At 63.4% G+C, this 16,294-nt stretch carries 14 protein-coding genes; 7 read left to right on the top strand and 7 right to left on the bottom strand.

Annotation, left to right across the window (positions count from 1 at the left end; translation table 11 throughout):
• Positions 1–27: 27 nt before the first annotated feature.
• From EOW65_RS10415 to EOW65_RS10400, 4 genes are all read right to left on the bottom strand, one after another.
• Complete coding sequence (locus EOW65_RS10415) at positions 28–849, bottom strand: putative hydro-lyase (RefSeq protein WP_128149181.1); 822 nt, start codon at positions 847–849, stop codon at positions 28–30.
• Positions 850–939: 90 nt separating this feature from the next.
• Positions 940–1,821: a LysR family transcriptional regulator gene (locus EOW65_RS10410; protein WP_128149179.1), complete on the bottom strand. Its 882-nt coding sequence runs from the start codon at positions 1,819–1,821 to the stop codon at positions 940–942.
• 83 nt (positions 1,822–1,904) lie between these two features.
• Complete coding sequence (locus EOW65_RS10405) at positions 1,905–2,567, bottom strand: acyl-homoserine-lactone synthase (protein ID WP_128149177.1); 663 nt, start codon at positions 2,565–2,567, stop codon at positions 1,905–1,907.
• A 72-nt stretch (positions 2,568–2,639) separates the two neighbouring features.
• Positions 2,640–3,254 (bottom strand): helix-turn-helix transcriptional regulator, encoded by a 615-nt coding sequence (locus EOW65_RS10400; protein ID WP_128149175.1) that lies wholly within the window; start codon positions 3,252–3,254, stop codon positions 2,640–2,642.
• A 100-nt stretch (positions 3,255–3,354) separates the two neighbouring features.
• Between EOW65_RS10400 and EOW65_RS10395 the strand changes: the two genes are divergently transcribed.
• The 7 genes from EOW65_RS10395 to EOW65_RS10365 all read left to right on the top strand — a co-directional run bounded on the left by EOW65_RS10395 (position 3,355) and on the right by EOW65_RS10365 (position 9,472).
• Complete coding sequence (locus EOW65_RS10395) at positions 3,355–3,792, top strand: autoinducer binding domain-containing protein (RefSeq protein WP_128149173.1); 438 nt, start codon at positions 3,355–3,357, stop codon at positions 3,790–3,792.
• A 200-nt stretch (positions 3,793–3,992) separates the two neighbouring features.
• The gene (locus EOW65_RS10390; RefSeq protein ID WP_128149171.1) at positions 3,993–4,256 is read left to right on the top strand and encodes a hypothetical protein; all 264 of its coding nucleotides are present in this window, start codon (positions 3,993–3,995) and stop codon (positions 4,254–4,256) included.
• A gap of 2 nt (positions 4,257–4,258) precedes the next feature.
• Positions 4,259–5,101: a hypothetical protein gene (locus tag EOW65_RS10385; RefSeq protein WP_128149169.1), complete on the top strand. Its 843-nt coding sequence runs from the start codon at positions 4,259–4,261 to the stop codon at positions 5,099–5,101.
• Between the two features lie 117 nt (positions 5,102–5,218).
• Entirely contained in the window at positions 5,219–6,868 is a 1,650-nt protein-coding gene (locus tag EOW65_RS10380; RefSeq protein WP_128149167.1) for a hypothetical protein, read from the top strand.
• 10 nt (positions 6,869–6,878) lie between these two features.
• Positions 6,879–7,352 (top strand): hypothetical protein, encoded by a 474-nt coding sequence (locus EOW65_RS10375; protein ID WP_128149165.1) that lies wholly within the window; start codon positions 6,879–6,881, stop codon positions 7,350–7,352.
• Positions 7,353–7,363: 11 nt separating this feature from the next.
• A complete protein-coding gene (locus EOW65_RS10370; protein WP_128149163.1) occupies positions 7,364–8,044 on the top strand; it encodes a M15 family metallopeptidase domain-containing protein in 681 nt (226 codons plus the stop codon).
• 543 nt (positions 8,045–8,587) lie between these two features.
• The gene (locus EOW65_RS10365) at positions 8,588–9,472 is read left to right on the top strand and encodes a rolling circle replication-associated protein (protein ID WP_128149161.1); all 885 of its coding nucleotides are present in this window, start codon (positions 8,588–8,590) and stop codon (positions 9,470–9,472) included.
• Between the two features lie 799 nt (positions 9,473–10,271).
• On the opposite strand, the gene EOW65_RS10360 is transcribed toward EOW65_RS10365, so the two are convergent.
• From EOW65_RS10360 to EOW65_RS20390, 3 genes are all read right to left on the bottom strand, one after another.
• Positions 10,272–11,924, bottom strand: coding sequence for a glycosyltransferase family 4 protein (locus EOW65_RS10360; protein ID WP_128149159.1), 1,653 nt, complete (start codon positions 11,922–11,924; stop codon positions 10,272–10,274).
• On the bottom strand, positions 11,917–13,539 hold the full coding sequence (locus EOW65_RS10355) for a class I SAM-dependent methyltransferase (RefSeq protein ID WP_128149157.1): 1,623 nt from the start codon (positions 13,537–13,539) through the stop codon (positions 11,917–11,919). Before EOW65_RS10355 ends, EOW65_RS10360 begins: the two co-directional genes overlap by 8 nt.
• A gap of 103 nt (positions 13,540–13,642) precedes the next feature.
• Complete coding sequence (locus tag EOW65_RS20390; RefSeq protein ID WP_128149155.1) at positions 13,643–16,012, bottom strand: Hint domain-containing protein; 2,370 nt, start codon at positions 16,010–16,012, stop codon at positions 13,643–13,645.
• Between the last annotated feature and the right edge of the window lie 282 nt (positions 16,013–16,294).

Here is a 16,294-nt window from a genome sequence, read left to right as displayed (position 1 = left end):
CTCCTGTTGGGGTGCTTTTGTTGTTGGTTACTGCGCCATGCCCACGCCGGTCAGCTCCCGCCAGGCGGCGCCCGCCGGGATATCGGTGACGAGCATGTAGCCCGGGGCGTGGGTGATGGCGAGGGCGGGGCGGGCAGCGGCAATCGCCGCCTGGGGGGTCACGCCGCAGGCGGTGAACACCGGCACGTCGCCCGGCCGGATGTCGGGGGCGTCGCCGTAATCGGGGCGGGTGATGTCGGCGATGCCGATCGCGGCGGGGTCGCCGATATGCACCGGCGCGCCATGGGCCAGCGGGAAGCGGTCGCAGATCTTCACCGTCTCGATCGCGTCGGCCATCGGCATCGGCCGCATCGACACCACGAGCGGGCCCGAGAACTGCCCGGCCGGCCGGGTCGGGATCGAGGTGCGATACATCGGCACGTTGCGGCCGGCCGCCTGATGGCGCACCGGGATGCCGGCGCGCACCAGCGCATCCTCGAAGCTGAACGAACAGCCGATCGCGAAGGCGACGAAATCGTCCTGCCACAGATCGGCGATGTCGGCGGGCTCGCTCACCAGCGCGCCATGGCGCCAGACCCGATAGCGCGGCAGGTCGTGGCGCAGGTCGATGCCGGCGCCGAGCAGGTCCAGCGCCGGATTGCCCGGCTCGCTCACCGCCAGCAGCGGGCAGGGGCGCGGGTTCGCCTGGGCAAAGCGCAGGAACTCGGCCGCCTCGGGCGCCGGCAGGATCACCAGATTGGCCTGCAGCGCATCGCCGCCAAAGCCGGCGGTCGGCCGCTCGAACCGCCCCGCACGGATCTCGGCGCGCAGCGCACGCGGGTCGGACAGCAGGGCGTCTTGATCGGTCATCTCGGGTCTCCTTCGGATCGGAGAAGATTCCGCAAGGCGACCGATTAGATCAAGAGTTCAGTCATGCGCAGTATTGATCTGTTTTTGAGATCATACAACCGAGGCGGCAACCGCCGCCCGGGTCAGCTCGCGGCCGATCTCCTCGTTGCGCTCGGGCATGTAGCAGATCGCGAATTCCAGATCGGGCAGCCGCGCCTCGGGCGTCACCTCGATCTCCTCGATCCCGGCATCGGGCCAGGAGGCGACGATGTCATGCGGGATCGTGCCGATGCCGAAGCCCTGCGCCACCAGATGCAGCACCGTGGCGAGCGAGGCCGAGCCATGCACCTCGGCCACCTTGCGCCGCACCGGGGTCAGCAGATCGAGCACGCGCCGGTGCGGGATCGTGGTCTTCGGGAAGGACACGATCGGCAGCGCGGCAAGATCGTCGATCCCCGCCGGCCGCGGCAGGGTGAAATGCGCGGGCGAGCAGAACCAGCCAAGGCTCACCGGCGGCAGTGCGGTCAGCACCATGCCCCGCGGCGCCTCGTCGCGCAGCATGATCGCCACATCGAGCCCGTCGGCGCTCAGCTCGTGCGCCATCTGGTCCGAAGTGTCGACCGAGATCTCGAAGCGCAGCAGCGGATGGCGCGCCCGCAGCGCCGTCAGCAGCCGCGGCAACAGGGTGTGGGTGATCGTCTCGGCCACGCCAAGCCGCACCACGCCCGCCATCTGGCCCTGCGTCAGCTCGCCGAGGATCCGGTCGCGCTGCGCCACCAGCAGCTCGGCCTCCTCGCAAAAGCGCCGCCCCGCCGCGCTCAGCCGCACGCCACGGCCGTCGCGCTCGAAGATGGTGATCTTCATCCGGTCCTCGAGGTGGTGCACCCGGCGCGAGATCGCCGATTGCGCCAGCCCGGTGGCGTCAGAGGCCGCCCGGAAGCCGCCGTGGCGCACGATGGCGCGGATGATCTCGATATCGCGAAAGCCGAACATGGCGGCGACGGTGAGACCGTGCCGCGCCCGCTGTCAAGGGCCGCAAGCGGGGAAGGGACCGCCCCCCCCCCCGCCTGCCGGTCTCAGACCGCACGCGCCGCGATCGTCGCGGCGGGTGCGATCGGCAGATGCGCCGGCGCCCAGTCCTCGCGCCGCGCGGTCGAGAACTCGGCCGGCATCGCCAGCACCGCATAGAGCCGCCCGTCCTCGTCGTTGCGATAGCTCGGCCCGATCCGGGTGACCTCGTAGCCGAGCTGGCGCAGCGTCCGCATCAGCGCATGCGACGACAGACAGATCAGCGTCTCGGCACCGCGCGCGCGGGCCTGCTCGACCAGACCGTCGACGATCAGCCGCAAGCAGGTGCGCCGCTCGTCATTGGTCGTCAGCCGCGACGAGATCACCAGCCGCGTGCATTCCCACACCTGCGGCGAGGCGATCTCGTCGGGCAGCACGGTGGGCGGGATATGCTCGAGCTTGCCGCGATGCGCGTCGCGCAGCATGTAGGTGTTCGGGCCCCAGATCGCCTCGGTCGACATCGCCCGCGCGCCGCCCACGACCGCCCCGCCCGACAGCACCAGCGAGTAATGCGCAACGGGGGTGTCATACTGGTCCATCTCGACCTCGTCGTCATGCGGCACGTCCCAGCCGAGCTCGTCGACGAAGACCTCCTTGCGCAGCCGCAGGAAGTCGTAGAACGCCGGACCGTGACGATGCAGATCGGCGAATTTGAAAGTGATGTTTTCCATGCTTGCCTCCTTCTGGATAGGCAAGCTGAAGCACGATTGGGCAACGTTTTCACCCTTGAGGGGTGCCTGTGCTCAGATCATTCGCCTCGTGGTGGCAATCGAGAGCAATTCGATGGCATTTTTCGCCCCGGTCTTGCGGCAGGCCGAGGCCAGACGCGCCTTCACGGCGCTTTCCGAGATCCCGATCTCGGCGGCGATCTGTTTCAGCAGCTTGCCGCCCGCGCGCAGCCGGATCGCCTCGAGCTCGGCCTCGGTCAGGGCCGGCCCCGCCTCCCGCCCGGCCCCCAGATGCAGGTCACGAAGCAGCGCATAGGCCGCGTCGAGCTCGTCCTGGGTGAAATTGCGATCGGCGCGGAACAGCATCGCATAGCTGCGCCGCCCGGCGTCCTCGGGCCGGCAGAAGGCGACGGTCGCGCCCCAGTTCAGCCCCGCCTTGCGCGCCAGCCCGATCACCCCGGCCGGATCTGGCAGCTCGAGCTCAGACCAGCGCACCGCCCCGTTATGGGCATAGACCCACCGCATCGACGGATCCTGCATGACGAGACCCAGCTGGGTGTACGTCTCGATCCAGCCCGGATCGAGACCGTTCAGCTCTTCTTCCGGGAAGGAATACCCCACGCGCAGCGCCACGTAGAAACCCGCAGGGGCGATCTGTTCCAGCGTGTTTCGACTTTTAGACAGGTTCATTGGCCCGGCAAACAGCTTGCGCTCGCAAAATGCGCTCAATATCTTTCGCGGCAGACGGAAATGTCCGCTGCGCGCGACAACCTAAAGCGGAAATCAGGACATGGGAACCGGAAACAAAGCACAACTTGACGCGATCCTGTCAGAGCTGGGTGAGCTGTGCGACACCGGCTATGCGCTCGCGCTGCATATCCGCTTCACCCGGCCGGGCCTGCTGTTCCGCACCTATGCGCAGGACTGGATCGACCATTACAGCGAAATGGGCATGATGTTGCGCGACCCGGTGGTGGTGTGGGGCTTCCACCACACCGGCTCGGTGCTGTGGAAGGATCTCGAGGACCCGGACGGCATCCTGGCCGAGGCCGCACAACACGGCATCCGCAACGGGCTGACCTGTGCCGTGGGCCCGGCGGGCGACCGCTCGATCTCCGGCTTCACCCGCAGCGCGGGTCCGTTCAGCCCCACCGAGATCGAGAAGATGCACGCGATCACGCAGCGCCTGCACGAGCTCAGCGCCGACCTGATTCCGGCTCAATCTTGACATAATCTTGCTTATGCGCCTTGTGCTTATCTAGGGGCGAGCCGGTTCGGCTCGTAACCCTAGGAGGCTTTTTTGAAGTCCTTTTCGTTTTCCACCCTCCGGGTGGCTCTTCCCCCGCTTCTGGGCGTGCTCGGTACGCTGCTGGCGATGACTTTCCCTGAGTTCCACGCGCCGTTCTGCGCTGGCGTTGGGGGGCTGTGATGCACGCCCCGCTTTCCGTTTCGACGCTGGAAGACGCCTTGCTGTGGCTTCTGCGCTACACGCGGCCCGAAGAATACATCTTCGATCCTGACGCCGACCTGCCGCAGGCGGCGCAGTTCGCGTGCGATATGTTCTGGATTAGCCCGGCAGACCTGTGCCGGAAGCTGCGCGCGTTTTTCGCGGACATTCCGCAGGCGCGCCGGTCCTCGGCTCCCCCGCCTCTTCGTCGCGCCGGTTCGGTGCGCGGCCCGATCCGGAGGTGAGCATGTTTGCAGGCCTTGCATCCGCCGGCGGTGCTCTGAGCGGTATCGGCAGTATTCTGGGCGGTATCGGCGGGCTTTTCGGTAAGAAAAAGTCCGCGTCTCCCGCGTCGAATATCAATTCGCAGGCGAAGGGCGCCCGGCAGGCTGCCGAGCGCTATGGCTTCAATCCGCTGACCATGCTGCAATATGGCCAGCCGGGTGGTGCCCTCGGTGGCGGTAGCTCGGGGCCGCCGCTGGCGTCGTTCGAAATGATCTCGGCCGGCCTCGACGCGCTGTCCCCGGAAGCCCGTGAAGAACGGGCGATCAAGCGCGAGGCGGATCAACTGAATCTTGATCTCGCCAAGCTCAAGCTGGAACAGGCCCGGTCGGGTGTTGCCTATGCGCCGGGCAGCGCTGCCGGCGCCATCGGCGGCGGTTCGCCTCTCGGGCGCACCGCCGTTACGGTATTGCCCGGTGGCTCGGCTGTCGGTAATGTCCGACCCCGAGGGCAAGCGGGGGGTTCTGATGCTGCGAGTGTTTCTTTGGGTGTGCCTGCTCGCTTCCCTGATGGGTATGCTGTCGGCGCTGACAACGACCCTGTAACGGTCGCCAATAAGGCGGGCATTCCGGCTTTTCGTTTGTTTGGCAAGACCTTTGTCGGGTCCGGCGCTACGTCCAGTGGTCAAGTTTTCGAGGACGCCGGGGGTGAAGTTATCTCTGGCGTTGGCGGCATTGCCGCATCTGGCGATGCTGTGGTGACTACGCTTGGCCGTATGTTCACTGCTGCCGAAGCCAAAAAGCTGAAAGCACAGGGCGTTCCCGTGATGAAAATCGACGGGAAGTTATTACGCGCAAGAGCCGCGTAATGCCTCTACTGAGGCCCGCCCCTATCACTACTCCTCGAACAATCCGTTCTATCGTCGCCACTCGGTTCAGACCGGGGCGACGGTGCGGTTTCGCTGATTTCCACGAAAGGAAACCCTATGTCCCGTCAATCCACGACGCCGGTCTCTTTTTCGCCGTCCACCCGCATTGACCGCGCGGTGACCATGTCGAGCGGTCGTGCCGGTGTGGTCGTGCCCGTGACCTATTTCCCGCTGCTGCCGGGTGACAGCGCCTCGGGGCGCGTCGGCGTCGATGTGCAGTTGGCCGAAATGCCGAAGCCGCTGCTGAACGGCGTCACCGCTAATTTTCAGGCGTGGTTCGTGCCCAAATCGGCGTTTCCGCAGTTCTCGGGCCGCGATGAACTGATGCACGCGATGACCGGCGAGGCGATCAAAACGCTTGGTGCGGCGGATCGCATGCCGCCGCCGTATTTCAACGTTTTGAGCGGCACGGCGCGCGACGTTGTCTATGCGTCCGCGCTGTATCGGACGCTCGGTCTGCATGGCTTCACCGGCGCGTCGATGAACACCGATCTCATCGACGCTTTCAATCTGGTCTACAATTTCCGGCTGGCCGCGCATTCGTCGCGTTTGCCGCGCCGGAAATATGCGGTGGAAGACCTTGCACAGGCGACGTCGCTTCCGCCTGCGTTCTGGCCGTCGCCCCGGTTCTCGCGTGTCGTGCCGGATTATGAGCGGGCGCTCGTCGTCGGGTCCCTCGATCTCGACGTGATCGCCGGTCGCCTGCCGGTTACGGGTATCGGCCAGCGTGCGGACGGCGGGTCGATCGCTCTCGGTGTGTCGGTGAAGGAAACCGGTGGGAAGACGGCGACTTACGCGACCGGTCGCGGCTTCAATGACAGCAACACCGAGCGTTATTTGCGCGAGAATGCCAGCGGTTATCCTGAGGTGTGGGCCGAAATGGCCGGTCAGACTTTGGGCGTGTCGCTCGCGGATATCGACAAGGCACGCACGACGCAGGCGTTTGCCAAACTGCGGACGGCCTACGCCGGGAACGACGCGACGGGTTTCGACAATGACGACACGCTCGTTGCGCTGCTGATGATGGGGCTGTCGGTGCCCGATGAGCAGTTCAAGCGCCCGTGGTTGCTGGATAGCAAGCGGGTGCCGGTGGACTTTGCCGAGCGTTTTGCGACGGATGCGGCAAATCTTGACCAGTCGGTGACGCAGGGCCTCGCGTCGGCGTCGCTGTCGCTGAACGTTCCGCGCAATGATGTGGGCGGCGTGGTGATCGTCACCGTCGAGGTTCTGCCCGAGCGGATTGACGAACGGATGACTGACGAGTGGCTGTTCTTTAACAACTTCGATCAGTTCCCGAATGCTCTGCGCGATGTTCAGCGCGTCGAACCGGTCGATCTGGTGAAAAATCGCCGCGTCGACGCCAAACATGCGCAGCCCGGGCAGCTTTACGGCTATGAGCCGATGAATGACGTGTGGAACCGGGATTTCACCCGGCTGGGCGGTGTTTTCTATCAGGCCACGCCGGGCGCGGGCTGGACGGAAAACCGCGCCGCGATCTGGCAGACGGAAATCGTCAATCCGACATTCTCGGCGACGCACTATCTCGCGCCGGCGGATTTCCCGCATGACGTTTTTTCCGACACGACCGCCGACGCTTTCGAGTTCGTCGCGCGTCATTCGGTGTCTATCGTCGGCCTGACGCAGATTGGCGACGTGCTCGCCGAGAACTCCGACGATTACGACGCTGTCGTTTCGGCTGGCGTCTGAGGAGGTTCACATGAAATTCGACGTTTTCGGTTGGAATGAGGTCAAAGCCAATGCAGAAATCCCGTTCGCGAAAGGGCGCTTGTGCCTGCGGTTCTCGGCGCCCGCCGCGCTCTTCGTCACCTGCGAAGGGGTCGAAGCCCTCGCCGGTTATGGCGCGGCGTTCGACCTCGAGGTTTCGGACGCGGGGACGTTCCGCGCTGAGGGGCTGAAAGGCCTGCGCGTGTTCCGCCAGGTCGAAAGCCGGACCGCCGTTCCGGCTGTCGGTGAGGTCTTCACCAATATCGACCGGTTGCCGGATGAGAGCGGCACCGTCATGGAAGTGCGGCGGGCGCTGCGTGAGCTCGAATTTGCCCGGCGCGCGTCGATTGCGGAGATCCGCGCCGAGCAGCGCAAGGCGCGTCTGGCGCCGGCTGCGCAGTCGGTGGCGTCCGCCGATGATGATGGCGCAGGCGACGGCGCCGTTTCCGTGGAGGGCGAGGAATGAGGCCCGGCCAAGTGCTCACGCGCTGGTGGCAAGAGTATGTCGGGGGGCGTCTTCGGACGCCCCAAGACCTTTTCCGGTCTGCCAAGCGCGAAAATCCCGATCCTGCGCAGGCCTACCTGCGCTTTCTTGATGATCCTCAGGACGGTCCTACTTGGGCCGCTCCGGAACGTCTGAAGGCTCCCGGCTTCATCCTCACGGATGCCGCGTTGCGGCAATATGGCCGGGCCGATTGGCAGCATTGTGACCCGCGTCTGATGCGGTGGGCCGCTGCCTTCGTTGAACTCGCGCGCAAGCGCGGCGTGCCGCTCTATGTGCACAGCGCCTTTCGGACGCGCGAGCAACAGGTGAAGGCGGTGCGTGACGGTGCTTCTAAGGCGCCGTGGCCGCGCTCTGCGCATTGCATCGGTGAGGCCGTCGATATCGTCCACGGGGTTTACCATTGGCAACTCACGCCGCAGGAATGGCAGTTCCTCGGCGTGTTGGGCCGTCTGGCGCTTGATCGCGTCAACGCGCCGCTGAAGAAGGCCGAGAAGCTGAGCTTGACATGGGGCGGCAATGACGGCCCCGGCGATCGCTTCTCTTGGGACCCTGCCCATTGGGAAATCACCGACTATCGGCGACGGACTCGTGAAATCGAGGCCGGTCCCATGGTGCATTTGACACCCCGGGCCATTCTTGCCCGGTATCGGTAGCCTGCTTCAAGCCGAGGGCTCTTCTATGTGCTGTCGTTGCATTTTGCAGCGGCGGAGCCGCTACGGCTGTTCTGTGATCTGCGCAAATAAAGAAGCGGGGCGGAAGCCGCCCCGCGTTTGCGCAGTCCTGTCTTATCCATTTGAGCGTAGGCCTGTGTCGTAGTTAGCCCGGCTTCTCCGGTCTGTTAAGCGCGCTACGCTGGGCCTTTTGCGCTCTTTTTTAGCGACAGCCCCCGCACGGGCGGGGGCGCAGTCGCAAGGGGGTGGGGTCTTCCAGACCCCTAAATCCGCATGGGAAATGGTTTTTTCCTGCTTGCAGGAACCGTCAGCGCTAGCGATGCGCCCCCATGCAGCCCCGCGCCTCTCGATCAGAGAGGCGCGGGGCGGGGTATGCTTACTTGATGCACATACCCTTTTAGTGACACGCCAAGAACGGGACCGAAAATGTGTATTTCTCCGAACTATGTTTGGGTTCAACGCGGGCCGAAATGGGAGCAACAACCCGTGGCCTGCCGCCAATGCTGGCGGTGCAGGCAAAATCGGGTGAATGACTACGTGGCGCGCTGTATGGCCGAAGCGTCGGTGTCGCAGATTTGTGCGACGGTGAGCTTGACCTATGCGCCGCGTGATGATCTCGCGGATAAAGTGCTGTATCCGCGTCATTTCCAGCTTTTTATGAAGTTGCTTCGCCGGGCGGGTCACAAAGTTAGGTATCTCGTCTCTGGTGAATATGGTGAACTTCGGGACAGAGCGCATTTTCATGCGATCCTGTTTTTCCAGCATCTTGAACCGCTCGGGGATCGCGGGCCGGTCCCCGTTTACGGTTCTTATGATGGTCCCTTCTGTCGCGAGATACCGCAAAAGCGAATGGTTCACATTCGCGAGTGGCCTCATGGCCACATTAAGGTGGATTGGTCCGCCTCTGAAAAATCCGCGCGGTACGTGTGCAAATATCTGCTTCAGGAGGACAAGAACAATGCGTGGTTCTCGCTTTCGAAGAAGCCGGCGCTTGGCGCCGAGTGGTTTGCACGCAAGGCCGCCAGGGCGCGGGAGTTGGGCGTTCTGCCCTCGTCGTTCGAATATCTTCCCCCGGGCGGTAGCCGCGACAAGCCTTATCTGATGACCGGCGCGACGCGCCGGGATTATCTCAACGCGATTACCACGAGCCCCGATGATCTTCCTAAAATGTCCGAGTGGGTCGGGCGGTCGTTTGAGAAACAGGCGTTGCAGCGTGAGCGCGACTGGCGCGAGGCGTTGCCGCTGGAGGAGCAACGCGCCGCGGATGAGGAATTTTCGCAGCGTATTTCTGAGCAGAAGGCCGATATGATGCGCGGCGATCGCCTGAGACAACTAGATTTTGTGGAGCGGTTGCTCCAAGATGCTCCTGATGGTATTATTCGGCTCAGTGACTTGGAGGGTAAGATATGAGACGGCGCAATCCTCGCGAGCGGCTGGCCCGCGATCTGACGCGGGACCGCAACGACGGTTCCGCGCGCTCGACCTTTCGTGTCGCGCGCGCACATCGGGTGCTTGCTGATACACTGCCCGATGTGGTTGTTTCGTCTCTTCCTCGGCGGCGCGCGCTGTCGATTGCGCGGCTGGCGGATGAACAGGAGGCCACACGCTCGGCGGCTCCCGCCGCAGTTCAGCGCGTGGTGCCGTCGCGGCGTGAAGAGCCGCGCGCGCTCGATATGTCTCCCCCCAAGCCTGAGACCTGTAAGCGCCGCCCGGACCCTAAGAAGGGCGGCGGCACGGGTCGTGCGTTCGTGCCGTGGTGCAACCGGAGGTAGAGTTGTGCAAATTTGCGCGCAGATTATGCGTCTTGTGTCTAGGCGCCCTGCCCTACATAAAATGACCCACTAGATCAGCCCTTGCCGATGTCCATTTTTTCAATGGGTTGTGGGGTTCCACAAGATTTTCTTGTGTGCATCGCAAAAATACACTTTCTTGCTTATACGGATCACGATGCCTTTGGGCTGATCTGGCTGTCCGACCACTGAAATGATGACCATTCGGGCCCGTTTCTTGCCCACCCGACAACCATTTCCTGGACATCGCCGTGGCCGAACCTGAACAAGATCATTGAATTTCAATTCGCTGATGGATTTCGACCAGCCGGCGCATGCGGTCGTGATCCGTCACCCAGGCCCGGAGCCGGCCCGTTGACCGTCGGAATGCTGGCGGAATTGATGAGGTGACCGCCCCAGATCAGTCGTGCCTGCAGCCTTTATTCCGCCAATCCATATTTCTGCAGAAACAGCGTGCAACGCTCGACCGTGAGTTTGTTCCAGCCGAGATCGGCCGCCAGTTCATCTATCGTGCCGCCTGATGCGCCACGTGCGATCAGCGCCGCCAGTGCTCCTTCCAGCGTTGACATTTTCTCAGCGGGCCAGCCCAACCTGTCATAGCGGCGCACTTCAAAAATCAGTTTGAGACGGGCGGCATCGCCAACGGCAACCATCCTGTCATCCGAACGGTTTGCGAGCACCGTCGGATAGTTTCCGAAGATATCCATTGGCGCCGTACCGACGGGATTATGGTGTGAGCCTCTGCCTTCGGGATTGCCCGAGATCAGGCGAATGGAATTCAGCTCTTCCCAGAAGTCCTGAAGCTTCGGGACAATCACGCTCCAATCGTACTCGTTTTTGACGCGACGCATTCCGGCAGCGCCCATGCGCCGACGCATTTGCGCGTCGCGTGCCAGCGCAACGAAAGCCTCGGTCATCTGGCGCAGGTCGATCTGGGTCAGCATGGAGAGCCGGTTGCCATATTGCGCATAGGAAAACTCGCCAGACAGGTAGCCTGCCGCCTCTGGCTGGCTGGCGTCGGCTCCGACACTGCGGGTCGGAACCCTGATGCCAACATCGGGTGAAACGGTGTCGCGCATCCCATCCCAGTCCGAGGCCACCACCGGCAGTCCCGCGGCCATTGCCTCGATCGGCGAGAGACCAAAGGTCTCTTGAATGTTGTCGATCGAAAAGGCGAAAATATCCCCGGCCGACAGCGTCTGCTTGCGGCAGACCGGGTCGTCACCGGGCAGATGATGGAAGGTGACCGACGGCATCAGGTTTTGCGCACAATTGTTGAAGACCGTCTCGCTGTGGCTGTCACCGAAGATGCCACAGGCGATGAAATGCAGCCGTTTTTCCTTTCCCAGCTGCTCCTGTGCCTTTTGCAGCGCGATGAACAGGGGGCCGGGATCGAACTTGCCGTAAGGCAGCAGCCGCGCGATCGTGACCACCGCGATATCGTCTTCATCCCATTTCATCTGTTCGCGCAGGCTCGCCCTGGCCTGCGCGTCAGCAGTGAAATCGTCGCTGTTGATGCCAAGTGGAATGACCGGCAGTTGCGGGCGGGGCGGAACGCTGCCAAAGCGGTTGCGCAAGAAAGCCTCGGCGATCTCAATGTTGCGAACCGTCGCGGCACGGACCGCGCGCGATGTGCAGATCACGCCGTCCCACTCGGCCTGCGGTCCCGCCCGGAGATCGAAAAAACCGCGCATGACCATCTGCGTCGCGGTGGTGTGCGTGAGCCCGCAGATCGAATAGCGATTCATCCCGAACGCTTGGCGCTGCCAACAAAGGTCGGAAAAGTTCGGAGCAGGAAAATACAGGGTTCCGACCGGTGCGATTTGGGGAGTCTGGCCGTGAAATACGGCGCGGTGAGGCTTCGTGGGAGCATACCGATCCTTGACCAGGGCAAAGTCTTTTCTGCCGCTGTGCCCCTGTGTCAGGGATACAAATTCATCCACATCGGCATGGCGGAAGAAGCCCTTGAGGAATGACTCGCCCACCATGCGGCGTCCGTTGACCCCGTTCGTGCCGGGATCATAGCCATCGCTAGCATACCAAATGGCGGCGTTTCGGCTGGCCTTACTCAATGTGTTCCATCCATAGCCAGGGAGTTGGTCCTTTGCGCCACTCCCAAAGTGCGGTCAGGCGATCGAGGTCGCTGAGTTCTTCCATCCAGTCGGGCAGCACGCCGGCTTCAATGCGCCGAGCAAGCTTCGTCACCCGATGGGTGGACGCAAACCGCGTGGCGATCGCATCCGACAGTCCGGGACGATCGCAGTCATGGACCTCGACAAGGATATCGGCGTCACGCAGACCCACCGCCCGGGACGGGTCCAGCAAGCCGTCCTCGGCCCCCTCAATGTCGCAAATAACGACGCTTCTGGCATTCTGGCAGATGTCGAAATGCTCATGCCCCCATTCGCCACCGATCTCGATGCGGTCGAACACGCCGTTGCGCCGAGCAAGCGCCGCGCAAGCCTCGCGCGCGGCCGGACTGGCATCGCGTGCGATCACTTTCGCCCCGGGCAGCCTCCGGGCCAGACCGACGGCATAATAGCCTTCGGCACAGCCAATATCGATCACCAGATCATAGGCGCGCGCGACGATGGTTTTGATGATCGGCGCCAAAGAGGCCTCGTAGCAGCCCAGCAGGCGTGCGACGCGCGCCCCTTCGGTCGCGGCAATACCGTATTCCATTCCGGCGAAAGGACCGCTCCCGACCACGGTGCCCTGCCGCCGAACCAGCGTGTTTTCGATCAAGTGCGCGCGCCATTTCGCCAATAGCCTGTAGGCCTGGCTCAGAGACCGGATCGATGGCTCCCGCTCAGCCAGTGATCGCAATTGGGATGTCACAGCTTGGGTGAGACCGGAGGCTTGCGCCGATGCCTTCGCGGGTCTTGCCGGTTGGTTGTCGCGACGTTGCAAGGGTCCGGTCCCCTGAGCCACGTCCTTGCGATGATAGCCCAAGGTCGCTTCCTGTTGAGGGTCAAGCTGGCCCCACAAAAAGTCGCGATCCGCTGCATCTAGCGGCTCATATTCCCCCGCCGCGAACAGCCCTTCGCTCTGGCGCCCGCGGCGCAGGGGAACGGGTTCGAAATCCGGCACCTTCAGGACACCATACCATTCAGAAATAGCCTGAATGAACCCTTCCGGGTCATCTGCCACGTCTTCATGCCTGACCAGAATACAATTGCCGAATCGGTGCGGCAAAGACAGGAAACCGGCATTTTTGGCGGTGCGCAGGGCGCAGATATTGGCGAACCTCTCTCCGGTCAGCGGATGGCGGTCCCATTGCATCTCGGCCCCCAGGGCCGGGTCGTCTTCGCCGAGACCGAAATTCAGCTCATCTGCCCGGGATACCCATTGCGCGCGCAGGAACGCCTGAAAGGGCAGGATGCGAAGCTGCGGGTCCGCATGCCACGGCCGCCGGTGCATGCTGCGCAGCCAGGCCTCGGGCTCACGGAACACCCCGATTGCGAGGGTGGTGACCGGCGCGGCCAGCATCTGCGGGAAGGCGTGTTTCCAACCGTAGCGAAAGCCGAAAGGGCCGATCCTGTCCCCCGGGCTGTCGGCAAACGCCGGAAAGTTTCGCCGGACCAGCTCCATTGCGTGGTTGGTGCCGGAATTGCGCTCGCCGAATACCATCGCAGCCGACAGATCTGCCGGCGTTGTCCTGATCGCTATGGTGGGAAACCGGCTCATACCGGAGCGGTCGCGCGGCCGAGCGCGGCGAAACGTTGCCTGTCAGGCGCCGGCCTGTCCCCTGCCCTTCGGCACCAGAAGCGTCTTGGACCCCACGTTGCTGTCATGCGGCCTCAAGAAGCGACTTGTTGTTCTTCGCGATGCGCTCTGCAAGGCTGCGTGCCTCGCGCCCTCTCAACAGAATGCGGGCGCCGTCCGGGCACGCTTCCTCCTCCCAGGTCTTCAGTTCGGGAAAGATCGAGAAGATCTCTTCGATGACCTCAAACGGGAACGACTTGAGCGCCTGCGCCCCGGTGTAAAGCGACTCCGTCATGGCGCCGTTGGAAAAGACCACCTCGTGCCGGCTGCACAGGAAGTGCCAATAGGTCACCTCAGTCACATCATGCGCCACCTCGACCCCGTCGATCGTCAGCAATTGCTTGGCGGCCGCAAGGACTTCGCTTTCGCCGAACATGCGCTTCGCCACTTTCGAGCGGATCAGCACGCGGTGCTGCGGCGAGACCAGAAGATCACTCTCAGGCAGCCCGCCGCCGAGCGCGCCCTTGCGGATGCGGATCGGCCGAAGTGTCGGCTCGGCAGCAAGGCGCTCGGCATCGATGTGGCGCGACCCGATCCAGCGGATCTCCTGGGCGCCGTTGTCGACCGTCATGACCACATCGCCCGCATGAAGATCTTCGATCATCACCTCGCCGTCCGGTGTCATGATCCGCGTGCCCGAGGCGAAGCAGACGACATTGGTCTGATCCCAGGTCAGCCCGCCGGTGATGCCGGTCATGGTCAGCGTCGGCCCGCTCATGTCGGTGCCGTTGAAGCTGATGACGCCATCGGCCAGATCGTGGTTCATCGCCATGATCGGCTGGACGAAATTCGTGCCGTTCGCCGCGTTGTAGGCCGCAAGCGTCGCATCGTTGAAGATGCCGCTCAGATCGACGAAGTCGTTGTTCGACTGGTTGCCATCGGTGTAGGGTCCGCCGCTGTCGGTACCGAAATCGGTGATGACATCATCGCTGGCGCCATCCCAGACGAAGTAGTCGTCGCCGGTTCCGCCGGTCAGCGTGTCGTTGCCGTCATCCCCCCAGAGCGTGTCGTTGCCCGCGTCACCGGACAGCACGTCGTTGCCGCCTTCGCCAAGAATGATGTCATCGCCGGCACCACCAGAGAGCGTATCGTTCCCGTCAGGCCCGCCGGCGCCATCGCCGCCCCACACGGTGTCATTGCCATCGCCGCCGTCCAGCGAGTCCGCCCCGGCTTCACCGAAGAGATTGTCGTCGCCGCTCCCGCCCAGGAGGGTGTCGTCGCCGGTCCCGCCCCAGAGCGTGTCATTGCCGGCCTCGCCGACAAGGGAATCATTGCCGTCGCCGCCATCGAGGGAGTTCCCGGCGGTGTCGGTGACCCCGTCGCCCGTCCCGGCCCAGAGCGTGTCATTGCCGGCGCCGCCATAGAGCGTATCCGCGCCGATACCGCCTTGCAGCGAATCCGCATCATCGCCGCCATCGAGCACATCATTGCCAGCGTCGCCGTAGAGAGTATCGAAACCGGCCGTGCCCCAGATCGTGTCGTTGCCATCGCCGCCATAGACGAGGTCATCGCCCAGCGGGTTGGTGTTATCGCCACCGTCGATATTATCATCGCCGGTCCCGCCGTAGATCGTGTCGTTGCCGCTGCCGCCCGTAATCGTGTCATTGCCGGCATCCCCGCTGAGCGTATCATTGCCGGCAGAGCCCCAGATCGTGTCATTGCCGTCGCCGCCATAGACCAGATCGTCGCTGATCGGGTCAGAGACATCGCCGCCGTCGATCAAATCGTCGCCGAGACCACCGTAGATCGTGTCATTTCCGAGATTGCCGGCAATCGAATCGTTGCCGTCGCCGCCCAAGATGGAGTCATTCCCGGCGCCACCGCGCAGAACATCGTTCCCGAGCCCGCCGTCGATGGTGTCATCCCCAACCATGAGGGCATCGTTGCCGTCGCCCCAGATCGTGTCATCCCCGGTTCCGCCGAGGAGCGAATCACTGCCGTCGCCCCCGTCGATGGAATCATTGCCGTCGTTACCGTCGATGGAATCATTTCCGATCCCACCATAGATGGAATCGTTGCCGGCGCCGCCGCCGATCGTATCATTGCCGGCTTCACCCCAAATCGAATCGCTGCCGTCCCCCCCAAACAGCCCGTCATCGCCGAGGCCGCCGATGATGGAATCGTTGCCGACTGCACCCCAAATCGAATCGTTGCCGTCCTGCCCGAACAGCGCGTCATCGCCGAGGCCGCCGACGATCGTGTCGTTGCCAGCCTCACCCCAAATCGAATCGTTGCCGTCCTCCCCAAACAGTCGGTCGTTGCCGAGGCCGCCGACGATCACATCGTTGCCGAGGCCGCCGGTGACCGTGTCGTCGCCGCCATAGGCGAAAATCGAATCGCTGCCGGTAGTCCCGTTGAGGGAATCGTTCCCAAGGCCGCCATAAATGTTCGCCATGTGGATCTCCCAAACCCTAAACTGAACATTCCAAGTTCCAGATCATCTCTGCCGCGCTGGCCGCACAAAGGAGCATTGCCCACGGCATCAACGAGGCAGGCATACCGGCGCCGCCGCAAGTCAGGTTGCTACCGGCCATGAGGCCGTTGCCCCCCACACCCGTGAATCGTCTCGCTATTGGCCGAGCCGGTGAGTGTATCGGTTCCGACAGTGCCGTTGGCCATCTGACAGGCTCCCTGTGGCGTTCGACGCACATTGCAGACCGGGATAGATGCAAACCCT

The sequence above is a fragment of the Paenirhodobacter ferrireducens genome, assembly GCF_004022265.1.
GTDB classification, from domain to species: domain Bacteria; phylum Pseudomonadota; class Alphaproteobacteria; order Rhodobacterales; family Rhodobacteraceae; genus Rhodobacter; species Rhodobacter ferrireducens.
This window is presented reverse-complemented; position numbering and strand designations above follow the sequence as displayed.

Excerpts from the sequence above, each read along its gene's own strand:
- EOW65_RS10415 (WP_128149181.1), bottom strand. The coding sequence starts at position 849 with ATGACCGATCAAGACGCCCTGCTGTCCGACCCGCGTGCGCTGCGCGCC.
- EOW65_RS10410 (WP_128149179.1), bottom strand. The coding sequence starts at position 1,821 with ATGTTCGGCTTTCGCGATATCGAGATCATCCGCGCCATCGTGCGCCAC.
- EOW65_RS10405 (WP_128149177.1), bottom strand. The coding sequence starts at position 2,567 with ATGGAAAACATCACTTTCAAATTCGCCGATCTGCATCGTCACGGTCCG.
- EOW65_RS10400 (WP_128149175.1), bottom strand. The coding sequence starts at position 3,254 with ATGAACCTGTCTAAAAGTCGAAACACGCTGGAACAGATCGCCCCTGCG.
- EOW65_RS10395 (WP_128149173.1), top strand. The coding sequence starts at position 3,355 with ATGGGAACCGGAAACAAAGCACAACTTGACGCGATCCTGTCAGAGCTG.
- EOW65_RS10390 (WP_128149171.1), top strand. The coding sequence starts at position 3,993 with ATGCACGCCCCGCTTTCCGTTTCGACGCTGGAAGACGCCTTGCTGTGG.
- EOW65_RS10385 (WP_128149169.1), top strand. The coding sequence starts at position 4,259 with ATGTTTGCAGGCCTTGCATCCGCCGGCGGTGCTCTGAGCGGTATCGGC.
- EOW65_RS10380 (WP_128149167.1), top strand. The coding sequence starts at position 5,219 with ATGTCCCGTCAATCCACGACGCCGGTCTCTTTTTCGCCGTCCACCCGC.
- EOW65_RS10375 (WP_128149165.1), top strand. The coding sequence starts at position 6,879 with ATGAAATTCGACGTTTTCGGTTGGAATGAGGTCAAAGCCAATGCAGAA.
- EOW65_RS10355 (WP_128149157.1), bottom strand. The coding sequence starts at position 13,539 with ATGAGCCGGTTTCCCACCATAGCGATCAGGACAACGCCGGCAGATCTG.
- EOW65_RS20390 (WP_128149155.1), bottom strand. The coding sequence starts at position 16,012 with ATGGCGAACATTTATGGCGGCCTTGGGAACGATTCCCTCAACGGGACT.